This is a genomic window from Streptomyces cinnamoneus (assembly GCF_002939475.1).
GTDB lineage: Bacteria > Actinomycetota > Actinomycetes > Streptomycetales > Streptomycetaceae > Streptomyces > Streptomyces cinnamoneus_A.
Window position 1 is genome coordinate 1,092,025 of sequence record NZ_PKFQ01000001.1, and the last position, 24,078, is coordinate 1,116,102.

15 protein-coding genes and 3 rRNA genes are annotated in these 24,078 nt (G+C 68.9%); 5 read left to right on the forward strand and 13 right to left on the reverse strand.

Annotated elements, in window-relative coordinates; all coding sequences use genetic code 11:
• Positions 1–5 precede the first annotated feature (5 nt).
• The 7 genes from CYQ11_RS04260 to CYQ11_RS04290 all read right to left on the reverse strand — a co-directional run bounded on the left by CYQ11_RS04260 (position 6) and on the right by CYQ11_RS04290 (position 9,839).
• Entirely contained in the window at positions 6–338 is a 333-nt protein-coding gene (locus CYQ11_RS04260; protein ID WP_071964751.1) for a small basic family protein, read from the reverse strand.
• Positions 335–1,225 (reverse strand): DUF881 domain-containing protein, encoded by an 891-nt coding sequence (locus CYQ11_RS04265; protein ID WP_181143575.1) that lies wholly within the window; start codon positions 1,223–1,225, stop codon positions 335–337. Before CYQ11_RS04265 ends, CYQ11_RS04260 begins: the two co-directional genes overlap by 4 nt.
• A gap of 118 nt (positions 1,226–1,343) precedes the next feature.
• Positions 1,344–3,839: a mannose-1-phosphate guanyltransferase gene (locus tag CYQ11_RS04270; protein ID WP_099198751.1), complete on the reverse strand. Its 2,496-nt coding sequence runs from the start codon at positions 3,837–3,839 to the stop codon at positions 1,344–1,346.
• Between the two features lie 87 nt (positions 3,840–3,926).
• Positions 3,927–4,517 (reverse strand): cardiolipin synthase ClsA, encoded by a 591-nt coding sequence (gene clsA, locus CYQ11_RS04275; protein ID WP_099198750.1) that lies wholly within the window; start codon positions 4,515–4,517, stop codon positions 3,927–3,929.
• Between the two features lie 201 nt (positions 4,518–4,718).
• Positions 4,719–4,835 (reverse strand): 5S ribosomal RNA (rrf, locus tag CYQ11_RS04280).
• Positions 4,836–4,909: 74 nt separating this feature from the next.
• Positions 4,910–8,033: ribosomal RNA gene (locus CYQ11_RS04285) — 23S ribosomal RNA — on the reverse strand.
• Positions 8,034–8,315: 282 nt separating this feature from the next.
• Positions 8,316–9,839: ribosomal RNA gene (locus CYQ11_RS04290) — 16S ribosomal RNA — on the reverse strand.
• The 16S, 23S and 5S rRNA genes sit together here, the layout of an rRNA operon.
• 601 nt (positions 9,840–10,440) lie before the next feature.
• Between CYQ11_RS04290 and CYQ11_RS04300 the strand changes: the two genes are divergently transcribed.
• On the forward strand, positions 10,441–10,890 hold the full coding sequence (locus tag CYQ11_RS04300) for a PTS sugar transporter subunit IIA (RefSeq protein ID WP_099198186.1): 450 nt from the start codon (positions 10,441–10,443) through the stop codon (positions 10,888–10,890).
• A 99-nt stretch (positions 10,891–10,989) separates the two neighbouring features.
• Positions 10,990–12,660, forward strand: a complete 1,671-nt coding sequence (ptsP, locus tag CYQ11_RS04305) for a phosphoenolpyruvate--protein phosphotransferase (protein ID WP_099199063.1) — start codon at positions 10,990–10,992, stop codon at positions 12,658–12,660.
• Positions 12,661–12,734: 74 nt separating this feature from the next.
• Here the strand turns inward: ptsP and CYQ11_RS04310 are convergent, their stop codons facing one another.
• Together CYQ11_RS04310 and CYQ11_RS04315 are read right to left on the reverse strand one after the other, a co-directional pair.
• Positions 12,735–13,709, reverse strand: a complete 975-nt coding sequence (locus CYQ11_RS04310; protein ID WP_240003378.1) for a DUF8829 domain-containing protein — start codon at positions 13,707–13,709, stop codon at positions 12,735–12,737.
• 65 nt (positions 13,710–13,774) lie between these two features.
• The gene (locus tag CYQ11_RS04315) at positions 13,775–15,793 is read right to left on the reverse strand and encodes an acetoacetate--CoA ligase (protein WP_099199062.1); all 2,019 of its coding nucleotides are present in this window, start codon (positions 15,791–15,793) and stop codon (positions 13,775–13,777) included.
• A gap of 204 nt (positions 15,794–15,997) precedes the next feature.
• Between CYQ11_RS04315 and CYQ11_RS04320 the strand changes: the two genes are divergently transcribed.
• Together CYQ11_RS04320 and CYQ11_RS04325 are read left to right on the forward strand one after the other, a co-directional pair.
• On the forward strand, positions 15,998–18,358 hold the full coding sequence (locus CYQ11_RS04320; RefSeq protein WP_104650960.1) for a glycoside hydrolase family 31 protein: 2,361 nt from the start codon (positions 15,998–16,000) through the stop codon (positions 18,356–18,358).
• 60 nt (positions 18,359–18,418) lie between these two features.
• Positions 18,419–19,201: a M15 family metallopeptidase gene (locus CYQ11_RS04325; RefSeq protein WP_099197538.1), complete on the forward strand. Its 783-nt coding sequence runs from the start codon at positions 18,419–18,421 to the stop codon at positions 19,199–19,201.
• Between the two features lie 30 nt (positions 19,202–19,231).
• Here the strand turns inward: CYQ11_RS04325 and CYQ11_RS04330 are convergent, their stop codons facing one another.
• From CYQ11_RS04330 to CYQ11_RS04345, 4 genes are all read right to left on the reverse strand, one after another.
• Positions 19,232–19,840, reverse strand: coding sequence for a GTP-binding protein (locus CYQ11_RS04330; RefSeq protein WP_099197539.1), 609 nt, complete (start codon positions 19,838–19,840; stop codon positions 19,232–19,234).
• Positions 19,841–19,987: 147 nt separating this feature from the next.
• Positions 19,988–20,401 (reverse strand): DUF742 domain-containing protein, encoded by a 414-nt coding sequence (locus tag CYQ11_RS04335; RefSeq protein WP_099197540.1) that lies wholly within the window; start codon positions 20,399–20,401, stop codon positions 19,988–19,990.
• 8 nt (positions 20,402–20,409) lie between these two features.
• Positions 20,410–20,865 (reverse strand): roadblock/LC7 domain-containing protein, encoded by a 456-nt coding sequence (locus tag CYQ11_RS04340; protein ID WP_099197541.1) that lies wholly within the window; start codon positions 20,863–20,865, stop codon positions 20,410–20,412.
• A complete protein-coding gene (locus tag CYQ11_RS04345; protein ID WP_099197542.1) occupies positions 20,862–23,366 on the reverse strand; it encodes a sensor histidine kinase in 2,505 nt (834 codons plus the stop codon). The genes CYQ11_RS04340 and CYQ11_RS04345 overlap by 4 nt, the downstream gene beginning before the upstream one ends.
• A gap of 365 nt (positions 23,367–23,731) precedes the next feature.
• On the opposite strand from CYQ11_RS04345, the gene CYQ11_RS04350 reads away from it, so the two are divergent.
• Positions 23,732–24,028, forward strand: coding sequence for a hypothetical protein (locus tag CYQ11_RS04350; RefSeq protein ID WP_338105361.1), 297 nt, complete (start codon positions 23,732–23,734; stop codon positions 24,026–24,028).
• Positions 24,029–24,078 lie beyond the last annotated feature (50 nt).

Sequence of the window (24,078 nt, forward strand, 5' to 3'; positions counted from 1 at the left end):
CGGTCTCACGCCCGGAAGATGTGCCGCCGGATGGCGGCCGCGTTGGAGAAGATGCGGATGCCGAGGACGACGACCACACCGGTGGACAGCTGCGCGCCGACCCCGAGCTTGTCGCCGAGGAAGACGATCAGGGCGGCCACGACCACGTTGGACAGGAAGGAGACGACGAACACCTTGTCGTCGAAGATCCCGTCCAGCATCGCCCGCAGACCGCCGAACACCGCATCCAGCGCCGCCACCACGGCGATGGGCAGGTAGGGCTCGACCGCCGTCGGCACCACGGGGCGGACGACCAGTCCGACCACGACTCCCACGATGAGGCCCAATACGGCGATCACGATGTGCCCTTCCCTGGCTTTGCGGTACGTACGATCAGACTCGGCGCGGGCGGCAGCCGGACCTCGTCCTGGGCGGAAATGCTGGCGCGGACCCCGTAGTTCTGCTGGAGCACGTGCAGGTACTGGCCGTCGGCACTGTCCTGGAACGCGGTGCTCAGCCGCTGCCCGTCCCCGATCGCCAGCACCGTGTACGGCGGCACCAACGGCTTGTTGTCCACCAGTATGGCGTCCCCGGCGGCCCTGATCGCCGACAGCGCCGTCAGACGCTGACCGTTCACGGAGATCGCCTCCGCGCCCGACTGCCACAGTCCGTTCACGATGCGCTGCATGTCACGGTCGCGTACCCGCCCGGTGTCGGAGAAGCCGGTGTTCTCCCGCGGCCCGCCACTACCCGATTTGGCCTGTTTCGCATCGTCGACGACCAGTTTGATCCCGGGGCCGTGGACAGTCGTCGCACCGGCCAGCAGGGACACCAACTCCGCCTTGTCCCCGCCGTGTTTCCGCAGGGCGTCGCGCTGCTTGTTGCCGACCGAGTCCCGCAGGGTGTCGACGTTCTTCTGCAGCGTGTCCGCGGCCGAGGTCTCCGCCTCGATCCGACCGATCAGCTGCTGCCGCTCCTTGGCCAGCGTCGGTGCCGATATCCGCGCCTGAGCCGCCCCCAGGGTCACCACCACCGCGGCCAGCAGCAGGGCTCCGGCCACTCCCAACTTGGCCCGCAGCGTCCCGGGCAGGCCCTTGTCGCCCTCGGCACGCCGGGCCGCGGCCTCCGCGTAGCCGTCGTCGAGGCTGTGATCCATCACATTGGTCAGCAGCGACATCGAGGCGTCGGGGCGCGGAGGCGGCGACGAGGTGCTCCGAACGGGGGGCTGCTGCGACATGCCGCACATCGTCGCACGTCGGGACCGCCGTCACCCAATGGCCCCACCGGCGTGCCGGATCCGGTACGGATCCGGCACGCCGGTGGCCGGACCGGGGCACGGCCCGCCGCGCCCCGCATCGAACGCGTCAGCGCCCGGCGCCGTCCACGACCGCCGACCACTCGTCCAGCAACGCCTGGGCGGAGGCGTCGTCAGGACCTTCCGCCCACAGGTGCGTCACGGCCTCCGCCGGGTCCGGCAGCACCATCACCCAGCGCCCGTCGGCCTCCACCACCCGCACTCCGTCGGTGGTGTCGACCGAACGGTCACCGGCCGCCTCGACCACGTGCCGCATGACCAGACCCTTGACCGCCCAGGGCGTCGCCAGGTCGCGGCGCAGGACGTGGGCCCGCGGAATGCGCGCGTCTATCTGGCTGAGCGTGAGCTGGGTACGGGCCACCAGCCCGATCAGGCGGACGAACGCGGCCGTTCCGTCGAAGACGCTGCTGGACTCCGGGACGATGAATCCCCCGCGCCCGTCGCCGCCGAAGATGGTCGACTCCTGCCGGCACACACGCGTGAGGTCGTCCGGGGAGGTGGTCGTCCACTTCACCTGCGTCCCGTGGTACGCGGCCACCTGCTCGGCGATCCGCGTCGTGGTCACCGGCAGGGCCACCCGGCCGCTGCGCCGCTCGGCGGCGACGAGGTCGAGCAGCACCAGGAGCGCCCGGTCGTCCTCCACGATGCGGCCCCGCTCGTCCACCAGCGAGATGCGCTCGCCCACGGGGTCGAACCGCACGCCGAACGCCGCCCGCGCCGACGACACGATCTCCCCCAGCCGCACGAGCCCGGAGCGGCGGGCGTCGGCGGTCTCCGTCGGCCGCGCCTCGTCCAGGCCGGGATTGATCGTCAGCGCGTCCACACCGAGCCGGCCCAGGAGGCTGGGCAGCACGAGCCCGGCGCTGCCGTTCGAGGCGTCGACGACGACCTTCAGGCCGGCCTCGGCGACCCCGGCCGTGTCCACCGACCGCAGCAGGGAGCCCGTGTAGGAGTCGTAGACGCTGGAGGGGAAGGACAGGTCACCGATCTCCCCCGGGAACGCCCGGCGGTACTCCTGGCGGGCGTAGACCCGGTCGAGCTTGCGCTGTCCCGCCTGGGACAGGTCGGCGCCCCGTTCGTCGAGGAACATGATGTCCACCGAGTCCGGCACGCCGGGCGTCGTACGGATCATGATGCCGCCGGCGCTGCCCCGGGCCGTCTGCTGGCGGGCCACCGGCAGCGGTACGTTCTCCAGGTCCCGGACGTCGATGGCGCTGGCCTGGAGCGCGGAGATCACCGCGCGCTTGAGCGCCCGGGCGCCGCGGGAGTGGTCACGCGCCGTCGTGACGGTCGCGCCCTTCTTCAGGGTCGTGGCGTACGCACCGGCGAGCCGCACCGCGAGCTCCGGGGTGATCTCCACGTTCAGGATGCCGGAGACGCCGCGGGCACCGAAGAGGTGGGCCTGGCTGCGGGACTCCCAGATGACCGAGGTGTTGACGAACGCGCCCGCCTCGATGGTCTTGAAGGGATAGACCCGGACGTTTCCCTGGATGATCGATTCCTCGCCGACGAGGCACTCGTCGCCGATGACGGCGCCGTCCTCGATCCGGGCGGCCCGCATGATGTCGGTGTTCTTCCCGACGACACAGCCGCGCAGGTTGCTCTGCTGCCCGACGTACACGTTGTCGTGGACGACGGCTTTATGGAGGAAGGCGCCGGTCTTGACGACCACGTTGGATCCCACGACGGTGTGTTCGCGGATTTCGGCGCCGGCTTCGACTTTCGCGTAGTCACCGATGTAGAGCGGTCCGCGCAGGACCGCGTCCGGATGGACTTCGGCTCCTTCGGCCACCCAGACGCCGGGTGAGATCTCGAATCCGTCGAGGTCGACGTCGACCTTGCCTTCCAGGACGTCCGCCTGGGCCTTGACGTAGCTCTCGTGCGTGCCGACGTCCTCCCAGTAGCCTTCGGCGACGTAGCCGAAGATGGGCTTGCCCTCCTTCATCAACTGGGGGAAGACGTCTCCCGACCAGTCGACGGGCACGTCCGGCTGGACGTAGTCGAAGACTTCCGGCTCCATCACGTAGATGCCGGTGTTCACGGTGTCGGAGAAGACCTGGCCCCAGGTCGGCTTCTCCAGGAAACGCTCGACCTTTCCACCCTCGTCGACGATCGTGATGCCGAATTCCAGCGGATTGGGCACACGGGTCAGGCAGACGGTGACGAGGGCGCCCTTTTCCTTGTGGAACCGGATCAGATCGGTGAGGTCGAAATCGGTGAGGGCGTCGCCCGAAATCACCAGGAACGCATCGTCCTTGAGCGCCTCTTCGGCGTTCTTGACGCTGCCCGCCGTGCCGAGTGGCTTTTCCTCGTTGGCGTAGGTGAGCTCCATGCCCAGCTCTTCGCCGTCACCGAAGTAGTTCTTGACGAGTGAGGCGAGGAACTGAACGGTCACCACGGTCTCGGTGAGCCCGTGCCGTTTGAGCAGGCGCAGCACGTGTTCCATGATCGGCCGGTTGGCTACCGGCAGGAGTGGCTTGGGCATGCTCGAGGTCATGGGGCGAAGACGGGTCCCTTCGCCACCGGCCATCACGACGGCCTTCATGTCGGAAGCGTCCTCCTTGAGAGACGACGGTCATGCCGACTTCGCGCCCGTACGGTCACGTCCGGTAAGGCCCGGACTACGGCGATCTCAGTCGGCCGTGGCGTCCGCCCTGACCAGTCGGCGGACCTGCACCACATAGAGGATCCCTGCCCACCAATACAGGGTTGTACCCCATCCGGCGAACGCCCATCCGAAAATCGCGGCGAGTGAGGACAACCAGCCTGATCCGTCACTGAGAAGCAGCAACGGGAAGGCATACATCAGGTTGAACGTCGCGGCCTTGCCCAGGAAGTTCACCTGCGGCGGCGGATAGCCGTGGCGCCTCAGGATCCACACCATCACCAGCAACATCGCCTCGCGGGCGAGCAGGGCGGCGGTCATCCAGAGCGGGAGGATCTCACGCCACGTCAGTCCGAAGAGGGTGGAGAGGATGTAGAGCCGGTCGGCGGCCGGGTCGAGCAGCCGGCCGAGGTTGCTGATCTGGTTCCAGCGCCGGGCGAGCTTTCCGTCGAGGTAGTCACTGATGCCGCTGAGGGCCAGTACGACCAGGGCCCATCCGTCGTGCTTCTGGAGAATCAGCCACAGGAAGAGTGGCACTCCGACCAGGCGCGCCATGCTGAGGATGTTCGGGATGGTGAGCACACGGTCGGTCTGGACGCGCGTCTCCTGGACCTCCACCCGGGGGCCTCCTGTGGGAAAGTACCGAAAGTGCCAATGATGCCCACGACTTTACCCGCAGCCCTCGCCCGGTCGCGCGGAGGGGCCAAGGGGAGGAGGGCCGGGGGACGCCTGGCGGGAACCGCAACGGCCGGCAATGTCCCGTAAACGCAAGAAAGCCCTGGCGGGAACATGGTTCCCACCAGGGCTTTCTGAATAATTGTTCGGCGGCGTCCTACTCTCCCACAGGGTCCCCCCTGCAGTACCATCGGCGCTGAAAGGCTTAGCTTCCGGGTTCGGAATGTAACCGGGCGTTTCCCTAACGCTATGACCACCGAAACACTATGAAGTTAACCAACCCGGCAAAATCACAGGTCGTTACTTCAGAACCTACACAGTGGACGCGAGCAACTGAGGACAAGCCCTCGGCCTATTAGTACCAGTCAGCTCCAACCGTTACCGGTCTTCCACACCTGGCCTATCAACCCAGTCGTCTACTGGGAGCCTTACCCCATCAAGTGGGTGGGAGTCCTCATCTCGAAGCAGGCTTCCCGCTTAGATGCTTTCAGCGGTTATCCCTCCCGAACGTAGCCAACCAGCCATGCCCTTGGCAGGACAACTGGCACACCAGAGGTTCGTCCGTCCCGGTCCTCTCGTACTAGGGACAGCCCTTCTCAAGACTCCTACGCGCACAGCGGATAGGGACCGAACTGTCTCACGACGTTCTAAACCCAGCTCGCGTACCGCTTTAATGGGCGAACAGCCCAACCCTTGGGACCGACTCCAGCCCCAGGATGCGACGAGCCGACATCGAGGTGCCAAACCATCCCGTCGATATGGACTCTTGGGGAAGATCAGCCTGTTATCCCCGGGGTACCTTTTATCCGTTGAGCGACGGCGCTTCCACAAGCCACCGCCGGATCACTAGTCCCGACTTTCGTCCCTGCTCGACCCGTCGGTCTCACAGTCAAGCTCCCTTGTGCACTTACACTCAACACCTGATTGCCAACCAGGCTGAGGGAACCTTTGGGCGCCTCCGTTACCCTTTAGGAGGCAACCGCCCCAGTTAAACTACCCACCAGACACTGTCCCTGATCCGGGTCACGGACCGAGGTTAGACATCCAGCACGACCAGAGTGGTATTTCAACGACGACTCCACACACACTGGCGTGCATGCTTCACAGTCTCCCACCTATCCTACACAAGCCGAACCGAACACCAATATCAAGCTATAGTAAAGGTCCCGGGGTCTTTCCGTCCTGCTGCGCGAAACGAGCATCTTTACTCGTAGTGCAATTTCACCGGGCCTATGGTTGAGACAGTCGAGAAGTCGTTACGCCATTCGTGCAGGTCGGAACTTACCCGACAAGGAATTTCGCTACCTTAGGATGGTTATAGTTACCACCGCCGTTTACTGGCGCTTAAGTTCTCAGCTTCGCCCCACCGAAATGGAGCTAACCGGTCCCCTTAACGTTCCAGCACCGGGCAGGCGTCAGTCCGTATACATCGCCTTACGGCTTCGCACGGACCTGTGTTTTTAGTAAACAGTCGCTTCTCGCTGGTCTCTGCGGCCACACCCAGCTCAGGAAGCAAGTTCCCTCACCAGACATGGCCCCCCTTCTCCCGAAGTTACGGGGGCATTTTGCCGAGTTCCTTAACCATAGTTCACCCGAACGCCTCGGTATTCTCTACCTGACCACCTGAGTCGGTTTAGGGTACGGGCCGCCATGAAACTCGCTAGAGGCTTTTCTCGACAGCATAGGATCATCCACTTCACCACAATCGGCTCGGCATCAGGTCTCAGCCTTAATGTGTGACGGATTTGCCTATCACACGGCCTACACCCTTACCCCGGGACTACCACCGCCCGGGCTGGACTACCTTCCTGCGTCACCCCATCGCTTACCTACTACAAGTCTGGTTCGTCGGCTCCACCACTCCCCTTTGTCCGAAGACTCCAGGGCGGCTTCACGGACTTAGCATCGCCTGATTCGATATTGGGCGTTTCAAAGCGGGTACCGGAATATCAACCGGTTGTCCATCGACTACGCCTGTCGGCCTCGCCTTAGGTCCCGACTTACCCTGGGCAGATCAGCTTGACCCAGGAACCCTTAGTCAATCGGCGCACACGTTTCTCACGTGTGTATCGCTACTCATGCCTGCATTCTCACTCGTGAACCGTCCACAACTCGCTTCCGCGGCTGCTTCACCCGGCACACGACGCTCCCCTACCCATCACAGTCCCCGTTGGGGGTACATACTGCAATGACACGACTTCGGCGGTACGCTTGAGCCCCGCTACATTGTCGGCGCGGAATCACTTGACCAGTGAGCTATTACGCACTCTTTCAAGGGTGGCTGCTTCTAAGCCAACCTCCTGGTTGTCTCTGCGACTCCACATCCTTTCCCACTTAGCGTACGCTTAGGGGCCTTAGTCGATGCTCTGGGCTGTTTCCCTCTCGACCATGGAGCTTATCCCCCACAGTCTCACTGCCGCGCTCTCACTTACCGGCATTCGGAGTTTGGCTAAGGTCAGTAACCCGGTAGGGCCCATCGCCTATCCAGTGCTCTACCTCCGGCAAGAAACACACGACGCTGCACCTAAATGCATTTCGGGGAGAACCAGCTATCACGGAGTTTGATTGGCCTTTCACCCCTAACCACAGGTCATCCCCCAGGTTTTCAACCCTGGTGGGTTCGGTCCTCCACGAAGTCTTACCTCCGCTTCAACCTGCCCATGGCTAGATCACTCCGCTTCGGGTCTTGGGCACGCTACTCAAACGCCCTATTCGGACTCGCTTTCGCTACGGCTTCCCCACACGGGTTAACCTCGCAACATACCGCAAACTCGCAGGCTCATTCTTCAAAAGGCACGCAGTCACGACGCACCGAGCAAGCTCGATGCGCGACGCTCCCACGGCTTGTAGGCACACGGTTTCAGGTACTATTTCACTCCGCTCCCGCGGTACTTTTCACCATTCCCTCACGGTACTATCCGCTATCGGTCACCAGGGAATATTTAGGCTTAGCGGGTGGTCCCGCCAGATTCACACGGGATTTCTCGGGCCCCGTGCTACTTGGGTGTCTCTTAAACGAGCCGTCAATGTTTCAGCTACGGGGGTCTTACCCTCTACGCCGGACCTTTCGCATGTCCTTCGCCTACATCAACGGTTTCTGACTCGTCTCACAGCCGGCAGACTATGAAAAAGAGATCCCACAACCCCGCATGCGCAACCCCTGCCGGGTATCACACACATACGGTTTGGCCTCATCCGGTTTCGCTCGCCACTACTCCCGGAATCACGGTTGTTTTCTCTTCCTGCGGGTACTGAGATGTTTCACTTCCCCGCGTTCCCTCCACACTGCCTATGTGTTCAGCAGCGGGTGACAGCCCATGACGACTGCCGGGTTTCCCCATTCGGACACCCCCGGATCAAAGCTCGGTTGACAGCTCCCCGGGGCCTATCGTGGCCTCCCACGTCCTTCATCGGTTCCTGGTGCCAAGGCATCCACCGTGCGCCCTTAAAAACTTGGCCACAGATGCTCGCGTCCACTGTGCAGTTCTCAAGCAACGACCAGCCACCCATCACCCCACCACCGAAGCAGTGAGTGCACTGGGGCCGGCATCGCGAAGGTTCGAAACTTACGTTCCGTACCCTCAGATACCCAACAGCGTGCCCGACCCAGCCCCTCAGAAATTTCACGTTCCACGCCGAAGCAGTACTAGTGAACCCTCAAGAACTGTGCCGAATAGTCAACGTTCCACCCATGAGCAACCGTGCAAGACATTCGCTTGCAGTCGGCTATGTGCTCCTTAGAAAGGAGGTGATCCAGCCGCACCTTCCGGTACGGCTACCTTGTTACGACTTCGTCCCAATCGCCAGTCCCACCTTCGACGGCTCCCTCCACAAGGGTTGGGCCACCGGCTTCGGGTGTTACCGACTTTCGTGACGTGACGGGCGGTGTGTACAAGGCCCGGGAACGTATTCACCGCAGCAATGCTGATCTGCGATTACTAGCAACTCCAACTTCATGGGGTCGAGTTGCAGACCCCAATCCGAACTGAGACCGGCTTTTTGAGATTCGCTCCACCTCGCGGTATCGCAGCTCATTGTACCGGCCATTGTAGCACGTGTGCAGCCCAAGACATAAGGGGCATGATGACTTGACGTCGTCCCCACCTTCCTCCGAGTTGACCCCGGCAGTCTCCTGTGAGTCCCCATCACCCCGAAGGGCATGCTGGCAACACAGAACAAGGGTTGCGCTCGTTGCGGGACTTAACCCAACATCTCACGACACGAGCTGACGACAGCCATGCACCACCTGTACACCGACCACAAGGGGGCGACCATCTCTGGCCGTTTCCGGTGTATGTCAAGCCTTGGTAAGGTTCTTCGCGTTGCGTCGAATTAAGCCACATGCTCCGCTGCTTGTGCGGGCCCCCGTCAATTCCTTTGAGTTTTAGCCTTGCGGCCGTACTCCCCAGGCGGGGAACTTAATGCGTTAGCTGCGGCACGGACGACGTGGCATGTCGCCCACACCTAGTTCGCAACGTTTACGGCGTGGGCTCCCAGGGTATCTAATCCTGTTGGCTCCCCACGCTTTCGCTCCTCAGCGTCAGTATCGGCCCAGAGATCCGCCTTCGCCACCGGTGTTCCTCCTGATATCTGCGCATTTCACCGCTACACCAGGAATTCCGATCTCCCCTACCGAACTCTAGCCTGCCCGTATCGAATGCAGACCCGGGGTTAAGCCCCGGGCTTTCACATCCGACGCAACAAGCCGCCTACGAGCTCTTTACGCCCAATAATTCCGGACAACGCTTGCGCCCTACGTATTACCGCGGCTGCTGGCACGTAGTTAGCCGGCGCTTCTTCTGCAGGTACCGTCACTTTCGCTTCTTCCCTGCTGAAAGAGGTTTACAACCCGAAGGCCGTCATCCCTCACGCGGCGTCGCTGCATCAGGCTTTCGCCCATTGTGCAATATTCCCCACTGCTGCCTCCCGTAGGAGTCTGGGCCGTGTCTCAGTCCCAGTGTGGCCGGTCGCCCTCTCAGGCCGGCTACCCGTCGTCGCCTTGGTAGGCCATCACCCCACCAACAAGCTGATAGGCCGCGGGCTCATCCTGCACCGCCGGAGCTTTCCACCACCAACCATGCGGTCAGCGGTCGTATCCGGTATTAGACCCCGTTTCCAGGGCTTGTCCCAGAGTGCAGGGCAGATTGCCCACGTGTTACTCACCCGTTCGCCACTAATCCACCCCGAAGGGCTTCATCGTTCGACTTGCATGTGTTAAGCACGCCGCCAGCGTTCGTCCTGAGCCAGGATCAAACTCTCCGTGAATGTTTACCCGTAATCGGGTCGACACCACGAGAGCGGAACAACCAGGCGGAATAAGCCCGGTCGTTCACAGCGTCCTCGCTGTGTGTGCCTACCCGATCCATACGGACCCGGCAGGACTTTTAAAGGAACCTCATCCATCGAGATGGACGGGGTGTCAACATATCTGGCGTTGACTTTTGGCACGCTGTTGAGTTCTCAAGGAACGGACGCTTCCTTTGTACTTACCCTCTCGGGCTTTCCTCCGGGCGCTTCCCTTCGTTGTTCCACACTCTATCAGGCGTTTTCCCGCTCCCTTACCGCTCGTTTATCCCTCATGCACGAAGACATGCGGAATCCATGAGCAGATCCGGGAAGTTTGGATCTCGTCCGATGGAGGCCGCCCTCGCCTTGCTCGCAGATCTCTGCGGGCCTCGGTCGTGGGCAGGAATCTGACAGTACATGCCTGTCCCACACGAGGCAAATCGATTACGCACCGCACACGGCGCCCCCTCGCGCGCTCGTGCGGAATCGTCAGTTCCTATGACTTAGGCTTCCGAGCAGTGCGCCGTCCAGGACAGGCAGTGACGGCGCGTGATGAATCTCCACCTCTGGGAGGCTTCCCATGACCACCGTGACGTCCCCGATCGCCGGACGTGCCATCGGACTCGCGGCAGTGCCCGATCCGGTCTTCTCCGGCGCGATGGTGGGACCCGGTACCGCTGTCGACCCGATCCGTGAGCCCCACGCCGCGGTCTCCCCCGTCGACGGCGTCATCGTCTCGCTCCACCCCCACGCGTTCGTCGTCGTCGACTCCGAGGGGCACGGCGTACTGACGCACCTCGGCATCGACACCGTCCAGCTCAACGGTGAGGGCTTCGAGCTGCTCGTCAACAAGGGCGACACCGTCTCGCGCGGCCAGGAGGTCGTGCGCTGGAACCCGGCCGCCGTCGAAGAGGCCGGCAAGTCGCCGGTCTGCCCGATCGTCGCGCTCGAGGCCACCGCCGACTCCCTCGCCGACCTCCGTGAGGACGGCGACCTCAAGGCCGGCGACCAGCTCTTCTCTTGGCAGTGACGTTTCACCTTCGGTGACTTTGAGCCGTCCCACGGGGACGGCGGTACGACATCCACCGCGGCGGCGACGATCCGCCGCATCCAACCGGAGACGGGTGAAATGGAGACAACGCTGCGAGGCGTCGGCGTGAGCCACGGTGTGGCGATCGGCGAGGTGCGGCACATGGGCACGGCGGTTCTGGAGCCGCCGGCCAAGCAGATTCCGGCGGACGAGGCGCCGCGCGAGCAGGGGCGCGCCCGCCAGGCCGTCGAGGCCGTCGCCGCCGACCTCATCGCGCGCGGCAACCTGGCCGGTGGCGAGGCCCAGCACGTGCTCGAGGCCCAGGCCATGATGGCGCAGGACCCCGAGCTGATGGCCGACGTCGAACGGCGCATCACCGTCGGCAGCACCGCGGAGCGCGCGGTGTACGACGCCTTCGCCGCCTATCGTGCGCTGCTCGCCAACGCCGGCGAGTACCTGGCCGGCCGGGTGGCCGACCTGGACGACGTGCGCAACCGCATCGTCGCGCGCCTGCTGGGCGTGCCGATGCCGGGTGTGCCGGACAGCGACGAGCCCTACGTGCTCATCGCGCGCGACCTCGCGCCCGCCGACACGGCACTGCTCGACCCGACGCTGGTGCTCGGTTTCGTGACCGAGGAGGGCGGGCCGACCAGCCACAGCGCCATCCTGGCGCGGGCCCTGGGCGTGCCGGCCGTGGTGGCGCTGCCGGGCGCCGGTGAACTCGCCGAGGGCACGGTGGTGGCCGTGGACGGCAGCACCGGTGACATCTTCGTCGACCCCAGCGCGGAGAAGCGGGCCGAGCTGACGAAGGCCGCCGAGGCGCGCAAGGCCGCGCTGGCCGCGTCGTCGGGTCCGGGTGCGACGTCCGACGGGCACAAGGTGCCGCTGCTGGCCAACGTCGGCGGTCCGGCCGACGTGCCGGCCGCGGTGGAGGCGGGCGCGGAGGGCGTGGGCCTGTTCCGCACCGAATTCCTGTTCCTGGACGACAGCGCGAAGGCACCGTCGGAGGCCAAGCAGGTCGAGGCCTACCGCAAGGTGCTGGAGGCGTTCCCCGAGGGCCGCGTGGTCGTGCGGGTGCTGGACGCGGGCGCGGACAAGCCGCTGGACTTCCTGACGCCGGCCGACGAGCCCAACCCGGCGCTGGGCGTGCGCGGTCTGCGGACGCTGCTGGACCACCCGGAGGTGCTGCGTACGCAGCTCACCGCGCTCGCGAAGGCGGCCGCGGGCCTGCCGGTCTACCTTGAGGTCATGGCCCCGATGGTGGCGGACCGCACGGACGCCAAGGCGTTCGCGGACGCGTGCCGTGAGGCCGGGCTCCGGGCGAAGTTCGGTGCGATGGTGGAGATTCCCTCCGCCGCGCTGCGGGCGCGTTCGATCCTGCAGGAGGTGGAGTTCCTGTCGCTGGGTACGAACGACCTGGCGCAGTACACCTTCGCCGCCGACCGTCAGGTCGGTGCGGTCTCCCGCCTTCAGGACCCGTGGCAGCCCGCGCTGCTCGACCTGATCGCGGCGTCGGCCGAGGCGGCCAAGGCCGAGGGCAAGAGCTGTGGCGTGTGCGGTGAGGCCGCGTCCGACCCGCTGCTGGCCTGTGTGCTGACGGGTCTGGGCGTGACGAGCCTGTCGATGGGCGCCGCGTCGATTCCGTACGTGCGGGCCACGCTGGCCAAGCACACGCTGGCCCAGTGCGAGCGTGCGGCGGCTGCGGCGCGTGCCACGGACACGGCCGAGGAGGCCCGTCTGGCCGCGCAGGCGGTGCTGTCCGGCGAGTGAGCCGAGGCGTGCGTGGTGACGTGCGCGTGAAGTGAAGGGGTGCCCCGCCTGCCGGCGGGGCACCCCTTCTTCTTTCAGTCGTCCTCCCCCGTGTCGGGGCCCTTGTCGAGGCCCACGCCGAGGTCCCGGTCGAGGTCTTTGATGAAGTGCGCGTCCAGGTCCATGTCGAGCTCCGTGTCGATCTCGATGCCCGCGCGGTGTTCCACGCCGTGCTCGGGCGGTACGGGATCGCCGTTCAGGGCGTCCGTGCAGTAGGCGGAGAAGACCTCCGCCTCCGACATGGGGACCAGCGTGCCGTGCTTGATGCCCCAGGCCCGCAGGACGGCCGGCCGTCCGGGCACCATGCTGCGCAGGGCGAGGCCGCCGGGACGTTCTGCGGTGAAGCCGGCGGCCAGCACCGTGCAGAAGACGGTGGCCGCCGGGTGGCCCATGTGCACGTGGCCGTCCTCGTGACGCTCGGCGTGGAGGACGGCGACGAGGCGGGTGGTCCCTTCGGCGGGGACGGTGCACACCAGGTGGTGGGCGCCGGTTCCCACGGCTTCGATGAGGCGCCGGAGCGTCCTTGAGGCACGGGCGAAGGCGACCTGGCCGCTGTCCGTGGCGTGCGCGGCGGGGCCGCCGGCGCGGGCGAGCAGCCGGGAGGCCCGCTCCCAGGTGGTCTGCCGGCCGGCTTGGTCGACGAGGTCGGGCAGCAGGCGGGCGATGGGCTGTCCCTCGTAGGGGACCCTGACGCCCTGTGCGGCGATGTCGGCGGTGTAGCGGGTGCGGCTGGCCGGGGTGTCGGGGTCGAGGCGCCGCTCGGTGCAGTACTGCTCGTAGGCGTCGGGGTCGAAGAGGGCGACGCTGGTGTAGGTGCCCTTGGCGGCCATGGCGCGCAGCAGTCCCTCCACCTGCCGCAGGTACATGGCGTGATCGTCGAAGGTGAAGGTGTCGTACCGCCGCATGGCGGCGAAGTCCCGCTCGTCGGCCAGGACGGCCACGGTGCTGGGTGCTTCGCCGCGCAGTCTGCGGCGCGCGGTCAGTCGCCGGCTGTTGTCGGTGTGCGCCATGAACTCCCCCTCAGCGCGAGTGATCGATGCTCACTCACAGTAACGGGGACCACTGACAACGCCTCTCAGGACCGCTCGCGCGCCAGGCGCTCGTAGAAGCCGAGCAGTTCGACGTTGTCGACGGAGCCGGGGTTGACCGCCTTCTCGAGCGGGGTGCCCTGGAGGAGGCGTTTGACGGGGACCTCGATGCGCTTGCCGGTGAGGGTGTGGGGGATGGCCGGAACCTCGATGACCTCGTCGGGGACGTGGCGCGGGGAGAGCCGCCGGCGGATGGTGCTCTTGATGCGGTCGAGCAGTTCGTCGTCCAGGGTGGCGTCCGGTGCGAGATGGACGAAGAGGGGCATCCAGTAGCCGCCGTCGGCTTGTTCGACGCCGATGACGAGGGATTCGCGGATCTCGGGGAGGCGTTCGACGGCCTCGTAGATGTCGGCCGAGCCCATGCGGACGCCCTGCCGGTTGAGGGTCGAGTCGGAGCGGCCGTGGATGACGACGGTGCCGCGCGAGGTGAGGGTGATCCAGTCGCCGTGCCGCCACACCCCGGGGAACATGTCGAAGTAGCTCTCTCGGTAGCGGGAGCCGTCGGGGTCGTTCCAGAAGCGCAGGGGCATGGAGGGCATGGGGTTGGCGACGACCAGCTCGCCGACCTCGTCGACGACGGGCTTTCCGTGGGCGTCCCACGCCTGGAGGTCAGTGCCCAGGCAGGGGGCCTGGAGTTCGCCGATGTGCACGGGGAGGGTGGGCACCGCGCCGGCGAAGCAGCTGCAGACGTCCGTGCCGCCGCTGACCGAGGCGATCCACATGTCCTCGGTGCCCTCCCGGTGGAACTCGTCGTGGATCCAGCGGAACCCGTCGGGGGGCAGCGGGGAGCCGGTGGTGGCGACGCAGTGGACGCGGGAGAGGTCGAAGTCGCGCGCCGGGTGGACGCCGGCCTTGCGGCAGGCCATCACGTAGGCGGCGGAGGTGCCGAAGAGGGTGGCGCCGGTGCGTTCGGCGACGCGCCACTGGGCGGCGGTGTCGGGGTGGCCGGGGCTGCCGTCGTAGAGGACGACGGTGGAGCCGACGAGGAGGCCGGAGACGAGGAAGTTCCACATCATCCAGCCGGTGGAGGTGTACCAGAAGAACCGGTCCTGCGGTCCGAGGTCGCAGTGCAGGGCGAGCTGCTTGAGGTGTTCGAGGAGGATGCCGCCCTGGGACTGGACGATGGCCTTGGGCAGGCCGGTGGTGCCGGAGGAGTAGAGCACCCACAGCGGGTGGTCGAAGGGGATCTGTTCGAAGACGGGCTCGGTGTCCGCCGCCGTCAGGTCGTCCCACTCCAGCGCGCCCTGGGGAGCCGGGGTGCCCAGCAGCGGGATGTGGACGACGGCACGGAGGGTCGGCAGCTCGGCGCGCAGTTCGGCGACGACGTCGGCGCGCTCATGGCGCTTGCCGCCGTAGCGGTAGCCGTCGACGGTGAAGAGCACGACGGGTTCGACCTGCTGGAAGCGGTCCAAGACGCTGCGGGCGCCGAAGTCGGGGGCGCAGGAGGTCCAGACGGCGCCGACGGCGGCGCTGGCGAGCAGGGCGACGACGGCGTGGGGGATGTTGGGCAGGTATCCGCTGACGCGGTCGCCGGGGCGTACGCCGAGGCGGCGCAGCTCGGCGGCGAGGGAGCCGACCTGCCGGCGCAGGTCGCCCCAGGTGACGGGGCGGGGGTCGTGGGTCTCGTCGACGTGGAGGAGGGCCGGCTCCTGCGCTCTGGCGGGGTCCTGGGCGGTGCGCAGGGCGTGTTCGGCGTAGTTGAGGGTGGCGCCGGGGAACCAGCGGGCGCCGGGCATGGCGCGGTCGGCGAGCACGCGCTCGTAGGGGGCGGTGAAGCGCACGTCGCACCACTCGGTGACGGCCTGCCAGAAGGTTTCGAGCTCGTCGACGGACCAGCGGTGCAGGGCGGCGTAGCTCGCGGCGGGGTCGCCGGGCAGGGGGGCGGGCGCGCCGTGCCGGTCGGCGGCCCAGGCGTGGAAGCGGGTGACCTGCGCGCGGGCGACGCGGTCCTGGCCGGGGCGCCGGAGGGGCTCCGGCCGGTCGGCGGGGTGCGGTGCGGTGGTCATGGTTGCTCCCGGGCTGTGCGCGTCGTGGGCGGCGCCGCGGCAGGGCGGGGTGGCCCCGTGACGCGGCTGGGCAGGACGATGCCATGTGATCGACTCCCGCACCAGGGGCGAGGCCACACCGGTCGGTGGGCGAGGGGGCCCTGCGGGGTGAACGGCGGTTGAACGGTGCGCGCACGGGAGGGCGGCGGTGGCAGGGTGAGCGGCATGGACGCGGGTGACCTTGTGCGATCGGTGAAGTGGATGGCTTCGTTGCGGGCGGCGGGGAGCACGCAGGGGCTGCGGTCCGTGCGGTCGGCGTGGCGGCGGCGGCGCGCGGACTCGGTGGGGCTGCCGCGACAGGGCACGGAGCGGGCCCGGGTGCCGGGGGTGGCACTGGGGGCGGAGCCGGGGCCGGGGGGCGGGGTGGTGCGGTTCGCCCGGTCGTCGCTGCGGGTGCGGGTGGCGGAGGGGGGTGCGGTGTTCTGCGGGTGGGACGGGGCGGAGCCCGAGCCGTCGTACGCGCTGGCGGGCGGGTGTCCGGAGGGGGACGAGCGGGCCGTGCTGGAGCCGGACACGGACGGCGGCTGGCGGGTGGTGTCGGAGCGGGTGCTGGTGGCGGTCTCGCGGCACGGGACGGTGGAGGTGCGCACGCCGGGCGGGGTGATGTTGCGGCGTGACCTGCCGCCGCGCTGGTGGGAGCCGGTGGGGCGGGCCGGGGGCGGGGCGCGCTGGGTACAGCGGTCCCAGGTGGCGGCGGACGCGCGTTTCTTCGGCCTGGGCGGCCGGGCGGCCGGTCCGCGGCTGCGGGACGGGGTGTACCGGCTGTGGAACACGGACCCGGGCGGTGCCTTCGAGCCGGGGGACGATCCGCTGTACATCACGATGCCGGTGCAGCTGGTGGTGGCGGACGCGGGGACTCACCTGGCGTTCCACGACAACTCCTGGGACGGCCACGTCACGGTGTGGGAGGGCGAGGAGGGTGCGGGGTCGGGGCACGACAGGCCGGGCCGGTGCGAGGTGCGGATGGACGGGGGTCCGCTGCGGTACTGGGTGCTGGCGGGCACTCCGGCGCGGGTGCTGCACGGCTGGGCGGCGTTGACGGGCAGGGCGGCGCTGCCGCCGACGTGGGCGCTGGGGCATCACCACGCGCGCTGGGGGTTCGGCAGCGAGGGCGAGGTGCGGCGGGTGGTGGCCGGTTACCGGGAGCGGGGGCTGCCGCTCTCGGCGGTGCACCTGGACATCGATCACTACCGGGGGCACCGGGTGTTCACGGTGGACCGGGAGCGGTTCCCCGATCTGCCGGGGCTGGCGGCGGACCTGCGGCGGGAGGGGGTGCGGCTGGTGTCCATCGTGGACCCGGCGGTGAAGGTGGAGCCGGGGCTGGCGGTGTACGACGCCGGCGACGAGGAGGACGTCTTCGTGCGGGACGCCCGGGGCCGGCGGGTGCGGGGGGAGGTGTGGCCGGGTGAGTCGGTGTTTCCGGACTTCACGGATCCGAAGGTGCGCGAGTGGTGGGGCGGGCTGTACGCGGAGCGGCTGGTGCAGGGCTTCTCCGGGGTGTGGCACGACATGAACGAGCCGGTGTCGTTCGCGGCGTTCGGCGACCCGACGCTGCCGCGCTCGGCGCGGCACTCGCTGGAGGGCCGCGGCGGTGACCACCGGGAGGCGCACAACGTGTACGGGCTGGCGATGGCGCGGGCCGGGTACGAGGGGCTCTGCGCGCTGCGGCCGGACGAGCGGCCGTTCCTGTTCTCGCGGTCGGGCTGGGCCGGGATGCAGCGCTACGGCGGCACGTGGTCGGGGGACGTGGCGACGGGCTGGCCGGGGCTGCGGGCGTCGCTGGCGCTGGTGCTGGGCCTGGGGCTGTGCGGGGTGCCGTATTCGGGGCCCGACATCGGGGGGTTCACGGGGTCTCCGTCGCCGGAGCTGTATGTGCGCTGGTTCCAGCTGGGGGCGTATCTGCCGTTGTTCCGCACCCATGCGGCGATCTCGGCGGGGCGGCGGGAGCCGTGGGAGTTCGGGGCGCAGGCGCTGGAGTGCGCGGGGGCGGCGCTGCGGGAGCGGATGCGGTTGTTGCCGTACTTCGTGACGCTGGCGCATCTGGCGCGGCGGACGGGGGCGCCCTATGTGCGGCCGGTGTGGTGGCGGTCGCCGGAGGACCGGGCGCTGCGGGACTGTGAGGACGAGTTCCTGCTGGGTGATTCGCTGCTGGTGGCGCCGGTGCTGGAGCGGGGGGCGGACCAGCGGGCGGTGCGGCTGCCGTGGGGGCGCTGGTACGACACGGCGACGGGCCGGGCGTACGAGGGGCCGGGGCAGGTGCTGCTGGACGCGCCGTTGTCGCGCGTTCCGGTGCTGGCGCGGGCGGGGTCGGTGATTCCGGTGGCGGGTGCCGGGGGTGCGGTGGAGCTGGACGTGTGGACGCCGGCTCCGGGGCGGTGCGGCGGCGGGGTGCTGGTCCCGGACGCGGGGCCGGGCTGGGCGAGCCCGGAGGCGGTGCGCTTCACGACGCGGCTGCGGGGCGGGGCGGTGACGGTGGAGCAGGAGGGTGCGGCGGAGGTGCGGTATCCGGTGCGGGTGCGGGGGTGAGCCGGCGGGGTCGGCTCCGCTCTTCCTCCTGGGGTGCCGCGGGTGGTAGGGGAAGGGGCCATGGTGAAACTTTCCGCTGTGTGCCGTGCCCTCGCCTTACCGTTCGCCGTGCTGGCCTCGCTGGTGTCCGCGCCGGCAGCGCAGGCGGGGCCGGCGCCGAAGGCGCCCCCGGGGTTCGTCTCCCTCGCCGAGGTGGACCCGACGATCGTTCAGGAGATGCGTTACTTCACCCCGCACAACTTCACCGGTCACCGCGTCGACGGCTATCGGCGTCCCACGTGCCTGCTGACCAGACCCGCCGCCGAGTCGCTGCACCGGGTGCAGCGGGCCATGCTGCGGCGGGGCCTTTCGCTCAAGGTCTACGACTGCTACCGGCCGCAGCGCGCGGTGAACGACTTCGTGGCATGGGCGAAGGACCTGGACGACACGCGGATGAAGACGGAGTTCTATCCGCGGGTGGACAAGTCGCGGCTGTTCGCGGACGGCTACATCGCGGAGAAGTCGGGCCACAGCAGGGGCAGCACGATGGACCTGACGATCGTGCGGCTGCCGGCCCTGCCGACGCGGCCGTACGTACCGGGCGAGCGGCTCGCCCCCTGCTTCGCCCCCCGGTCCGAGCGCTTCCCCGACAACTCCGTCGACATGGGCACGGGATTCGACTGCTTCGACACCCTGTCCCACACGCTCGACCCGAGGATCCAGGGCCGGCAGCGGGCCAACCGGCTGCTGCTGAAGTCCGCCATGGAGAAGGCGGGCTTCACCAACCTCGCCGAGGAGTGGTGGCACTACACGCTCCGCGACGAGCCCTACCCCGCCACCTACTTCGACTTCCCCGTGCGCTGAGGGCGCCGCGGCCCGGCGGGCTCCGGCCCGTCAGACAGCCGCGGCCCGCGCGCCGGTGAGGCCTCCGGCCATGGCGTGCTCGACGACGGAGACGAGGACGTCCTTCACCGACTCCCGCTCGCGGGCGTCGCACAGCAGGACCGGTACGCCCGGGTCGAGGTCGAGCGCGTCGCGCACGGCCTCCTCGGGGTAGCGGACGGCGCCGTCGAAGCAGTTGACCGCGAGGGTGAAGGGGATGCCGCGCCGCTCGAAGTAGTCGACGGCGGCGAAGCAGTCCTCGAGCCGACGGGTGTCGGCGAGCACGACCGCCCCGAGGGCGCCCTGCGCCAGCTCGTCCCACAGGAACCAGAAGCGGTCCTGGCCGGGCGTGCCGAAGAGGTAGAGGACCAGGTCGTCGCGGAGGGTGATCCGTCCGAAGTCCATGGCCACGGTGGTGGTGCGCTTGCCCTCGACGCCCGAGGTGTCGTCCACCGGGCGGCCCGCCTCGGTGAGCAGTTCCTCGGTGCGCAGCGGCTTGATCTCGCTGATGGCACCGACCAGGGTGGTCTTGCCCACGCCGAAGCCGCCGGCGACCAGGAGCTTGAGGGCCACCGGGGCGACCGCGGACCGTTCACGGCGGTCAGAGCGCCCGAAAACCATGGGTGTTTCTCCTCCGATAGGGGTGGGTGCGGCATCGCCCTCCCCCGGGGTGATGATCGTTCCGCATCGAGGGTCGCTCCGACAAGCCCCGGCCGGTGCCCTGTGAGGCCCACCGGGGCCGGCCGGGTGGCCGGCCCGGGTGGTGCCTCACAGGGCACGCAGGCCGTCGATCACCTCGCGCAGGATGCCCTCGTCGGGCAGCTCCGCCGGCGGGACGGGGCGGGAGACGCGGACGTACCCGCCGTCCATCAGGTCGCCGACGAGGACGCGCACCACGCCCACGGGGAGGTCCAGCCCGGCGGCCAGTTCGGCGACGGACTGGGGCCCCTGCCGGGCGAGGTCGGCGATGTCGAGGTGTTCCGGGGAGAGCGTGTGGTCCGCGATGGCGTGCGCACCGCCGGGGTGCGCGACCAGTAACTCCTCGGCGACGACCAGCGCGATCAGGTCGAGCCGGTCCTCGGCGGGGCTGCGGGTGCGGCCACGGGTCATGGCGTACGGGCGGACCACCGGGCCCGCCGCGTCGTCGTACCAGTGGGCCGCCTGCCCCCGGTCTCCGGTCATGCCGTCCGTCACTCGTCGGCGACGCCGGTTCGCGGAGCCGTGCCCAGGTGGGCTCCCACGCGCTTGACGAGCAGCGTCATCTCGTAGGCCACCAGCCCGATGTCGGAGTCGGCGTCGGCGAGGACGGCCAGGCAGCTGCCGTCGCCGGCGGCGGTGACGAACAGGAACGCCTGGTCCAGTTCGACCACGGTCTGGCGTACCTCGCCGGCCTCGAAGTGCCGGCCCACACCCTTGGCGAGGCTGTGGAAGCCGGAGGCGACGGCGGCGAGGTGCTCGCCGTCCTCACGGGTGAGGTCCTTCGAGGAGCCACGGGCCAGGCCGTCGCCGGAGAGGACGAGCGCCTTGCGGACGGTGGTGACGCGCTCGACGAGTTCGTCGAGGAGCCAGTTCAGGTCGCCGGAGCCGGCGGATGCCCCGTGGTGGCCCGGCTCGGCGTTGCGTATCACGGCCTTCGGTGCGGTCATCGACCGTCCCCCTCAGTTGTTGTTCCTGGTGCTGCTGTGCTCGGTGAGTTCGTCGTCCCATTGTCCTCCCGCCCGCGTCGCCATCCTTGCTGGAGGGCGGCCATGCGGGCCCGGACCTCTTCGGCGTCGCGTTCGGCGGCCGGCCCGCCGGGCTGCGGGGCGGTCCGGGCCCCGGCGGCCGCAGAGTCCTTGAGCTGCGGGGCGAGGCTGGCCTGGCGCACGCGGCGGGGCAGTCCGCCGGTCGGCGTGCGCTCGTCCTCGGGACCGGCGGCCGGCGGACCGGCCGGTCCGGGGCGCCCGGTGACGGTGCGTCCGTTCTCGGAGACCAGCGCGGGCGGCCTGCGGCGGGGCAGGGGCGCGACCGTGTCGGCCGCCTGGTGGTGTTCCTCGCCGGCCGCCACGGGCGGGGCGGGCAGGCCCCGCAGGGACCTGACGCCCTCGCCGCCGGCCCCGTCGCCCGGGTCCGCCACGAAGCGGCGGTGCGGGGACGCGGGTTCGGCCGGCCCGTCGGGGGCGGCCTGCCGGGCGCCGGGGCCCACCGCCTTGGCGGCCGGCCTCGCGTGCGGCGGCAGGACCTGGCTCCCGGTGTCCTCGTCGGCCGCGCCCGGGCCGGCCTCGATGAGCAGGGCGGAGGGGATGAGCACGACGGCCGTGGTGCCGCCGTACGGGGAGGGTTGCAGCGAGACCCGTACGCCCTGGCGCTGGGCGAGCCGGCTGACCACGAAGAGGCCGAGGCGGTCGGTGTCCGACAGCTCGAACTCGGGGGTCTCGGCGAGCCGGAGGTTGGCTTCGAGGAGGGCCTCGGGCGTCATGCCGAGGCCGCGGTCGTCGATCTCGAGGGCGAAGCCGTTGGAGACGCGCTCGCCGTGCACCTGGACGGCGGTGTGCGGCGGGGAGAAGACGGTGGCGTTCTCCAGGAGTTCGGCGAGGAGGTGGGTGAGGTCGGAGACGGCCGGGCCGCTGAGGGCCAGGCGCGGCAGCCGGCGCACCTCGATGCGCTCGTAGTCCTCCACCTCGGCGACGGCGGCGCGCACGACGTCCATGAGGCGGATCGGTTTGCGCCACTGACGGGAGGGGGCGGCGCCGGAGAGGATGACCAGGCCCTCGGCGTGCCGGCGCATGCGCGTGGTCAGGTGGTCGAGGCGGAAGAGGTCGGCGAGCTCACCGGTGTCCTCGGTGCGGCGCTCCATCGTGTCCAGGAGGTTCAGCTGACGGTGCAGCAGGACCTGGGCGCGGCGGGCGAGGTTGACGAAGACATCGGAGACGCCGCGGCGCATGTCGGCCTGTTTGACGGCCGCTTCGACGGCGGCCCGCTGGAGGGTGTTGAGGGCCTGGCCGACCTGGCCGAGCTCGTCGGGGCCGTACGCGAGCCGCGGGGCCTCGGCCTCGACGTCGATCTGCTCGCCGGCGGCGAGGCGGCGCATCACGCTGGGCAGCCGGACGCCGGAGACCTCGTGGGCCTCCTTGCGGAGCCGGCGCAGGTCGCGCACCAGGCCGCGGCCGACGCGGAAGGAGATGACGAGCGAGGCGACGAGGGCGGCGAGGCCGAGGACGCCCGCGACGGCGGCCTTGCCGAGGATGCCCAGGGCCACGGGCTCGACCCGGTCGCCGTAGCGCTGGCCGGACTCGGTGGCCATCCGGCTGAGGTCGTCGAGGACGGGGGTGACCGTGGCCTGCCAGCGCTGGGGTTCGAGCGAGTGGGCCGCCCGCTGGGCCCCGGCGAGGATCACCGTGTCCTCGGCGGCGACGAGCGCGCGGGCGTGGGCGGTCCGCCAGTAGTCGTTGATGATCTTGCGTTCGCCGGCGGGCAGGACCGCCAGGTTGGTGCTGTAGAGGACGTTGCGCTCGGCGACCCGGTCGGAGAACGCCCGCAGGTCCTGCCGGCTCATGGTGCCGTCGGCGAACGCCGCGGCGAGCAGGGCGTCCTCGCGGGCGACGGCCTCGCGGGCGCGCACGATGCCGATCAGGGCGCGGCCCTGCCGGTCGATGTCGCTGTCGCGGACGACGCTGAGGCTGTCGAGGAAGTCGTAGTGGGGATCGACGAGGTCGTTGTACGCCGCGAAGGCGGCGTGCCGGGCGATGGTGCCGTCCTCGACCTGGCGCCGCAGGCCCTCGATGCCGTCGAGGCCCTTCTCGATGGCGTGGAAACGCCGCGTCGCGTCGGCGCTCATCACGTCGCGCACGTCCCCGTCCACGTGGGAGCGGAAGGCGGCGATCATCTTGTCGGTGTTGCGCTGCTGGGCGCGCAGTTCGGCCAGGACGTCCGCGCGGCGGGTGTCGGCGAGGAGGACCAGTGTCTGCCGGCGCTCCTTCTGCAGGGCGCGGACCAGGCTCTCGGTGGGGTAGCCGACCTTGCGCGTGGCGTCGGCCACCGCGAGCAGCTGGAGCGCCTCGCTGCCGGTGATGGCCGTGGCGAAGGCCCACAGGGAGGTCAGGGACACCAGCGGCACCAGCAGCAGCGCCACGATCTTCCGGCGGATCGACTTCCCGCGAAAGCGCATGGCCTCCCCTACGTCAACCCCGCCGTACGGGGGTGGTGTTCCGACAGTAATGCGGCGTGAGCCTACTACTGCGCGCTGCGCGACTCGAAGGCCAGTACGGCCGACGGGCGCGGGTCTGGCCTGATTTCCCCTCCCTTGGGAACCTTCGCACCCCGTGGTTCGCTCCTTCTTGAGGACGGGGACGGACGGAAGGGGGGCGTCGCAGCGCCCGGTGTCCCACCGTCCGGACTGATCTGGGGCGTTTTTGGGAAGAGCCCGTTCAGGGCAGCCGCTGGGGGAGGTGAGCCGCCATGGACCTGGATCGCGACAATCCGTCGTGCGCCCGCAGGCCGTTGTGGGTCGAGGAGCCGGCCAGGAGGCCGAGAATGCCCGATCCCGTCCGGGACGCCGCGGTGCGCGCGGGCCTCATCGTCTCGGTGACGCTCGTGGTGACGGTGGTGACGCTCCTCTTCGCGCTGTCGGGCTCGTGGTTCGCCTTCCCCGCCGTGTTCTGCGCGGTGGCCTGCACGGTGGCGGCCACCTGGGGAGTGCTCGACGTGTGGGTGACCCGGCAGGTGTGGCGGCAGCGGCACGGGGTGGTGTCCGTGCCCAGCAGCACGGCCCGCAGGGTGCACCGGGCCCAGCGGCCGGGCTTCGGCCCGCTGCCGCGGCAGCGGGCCTGAGGAGCCCCCTCCCCCGGACGGCGGGGCCCGGCGGCCGGGGGAGGCGAGGG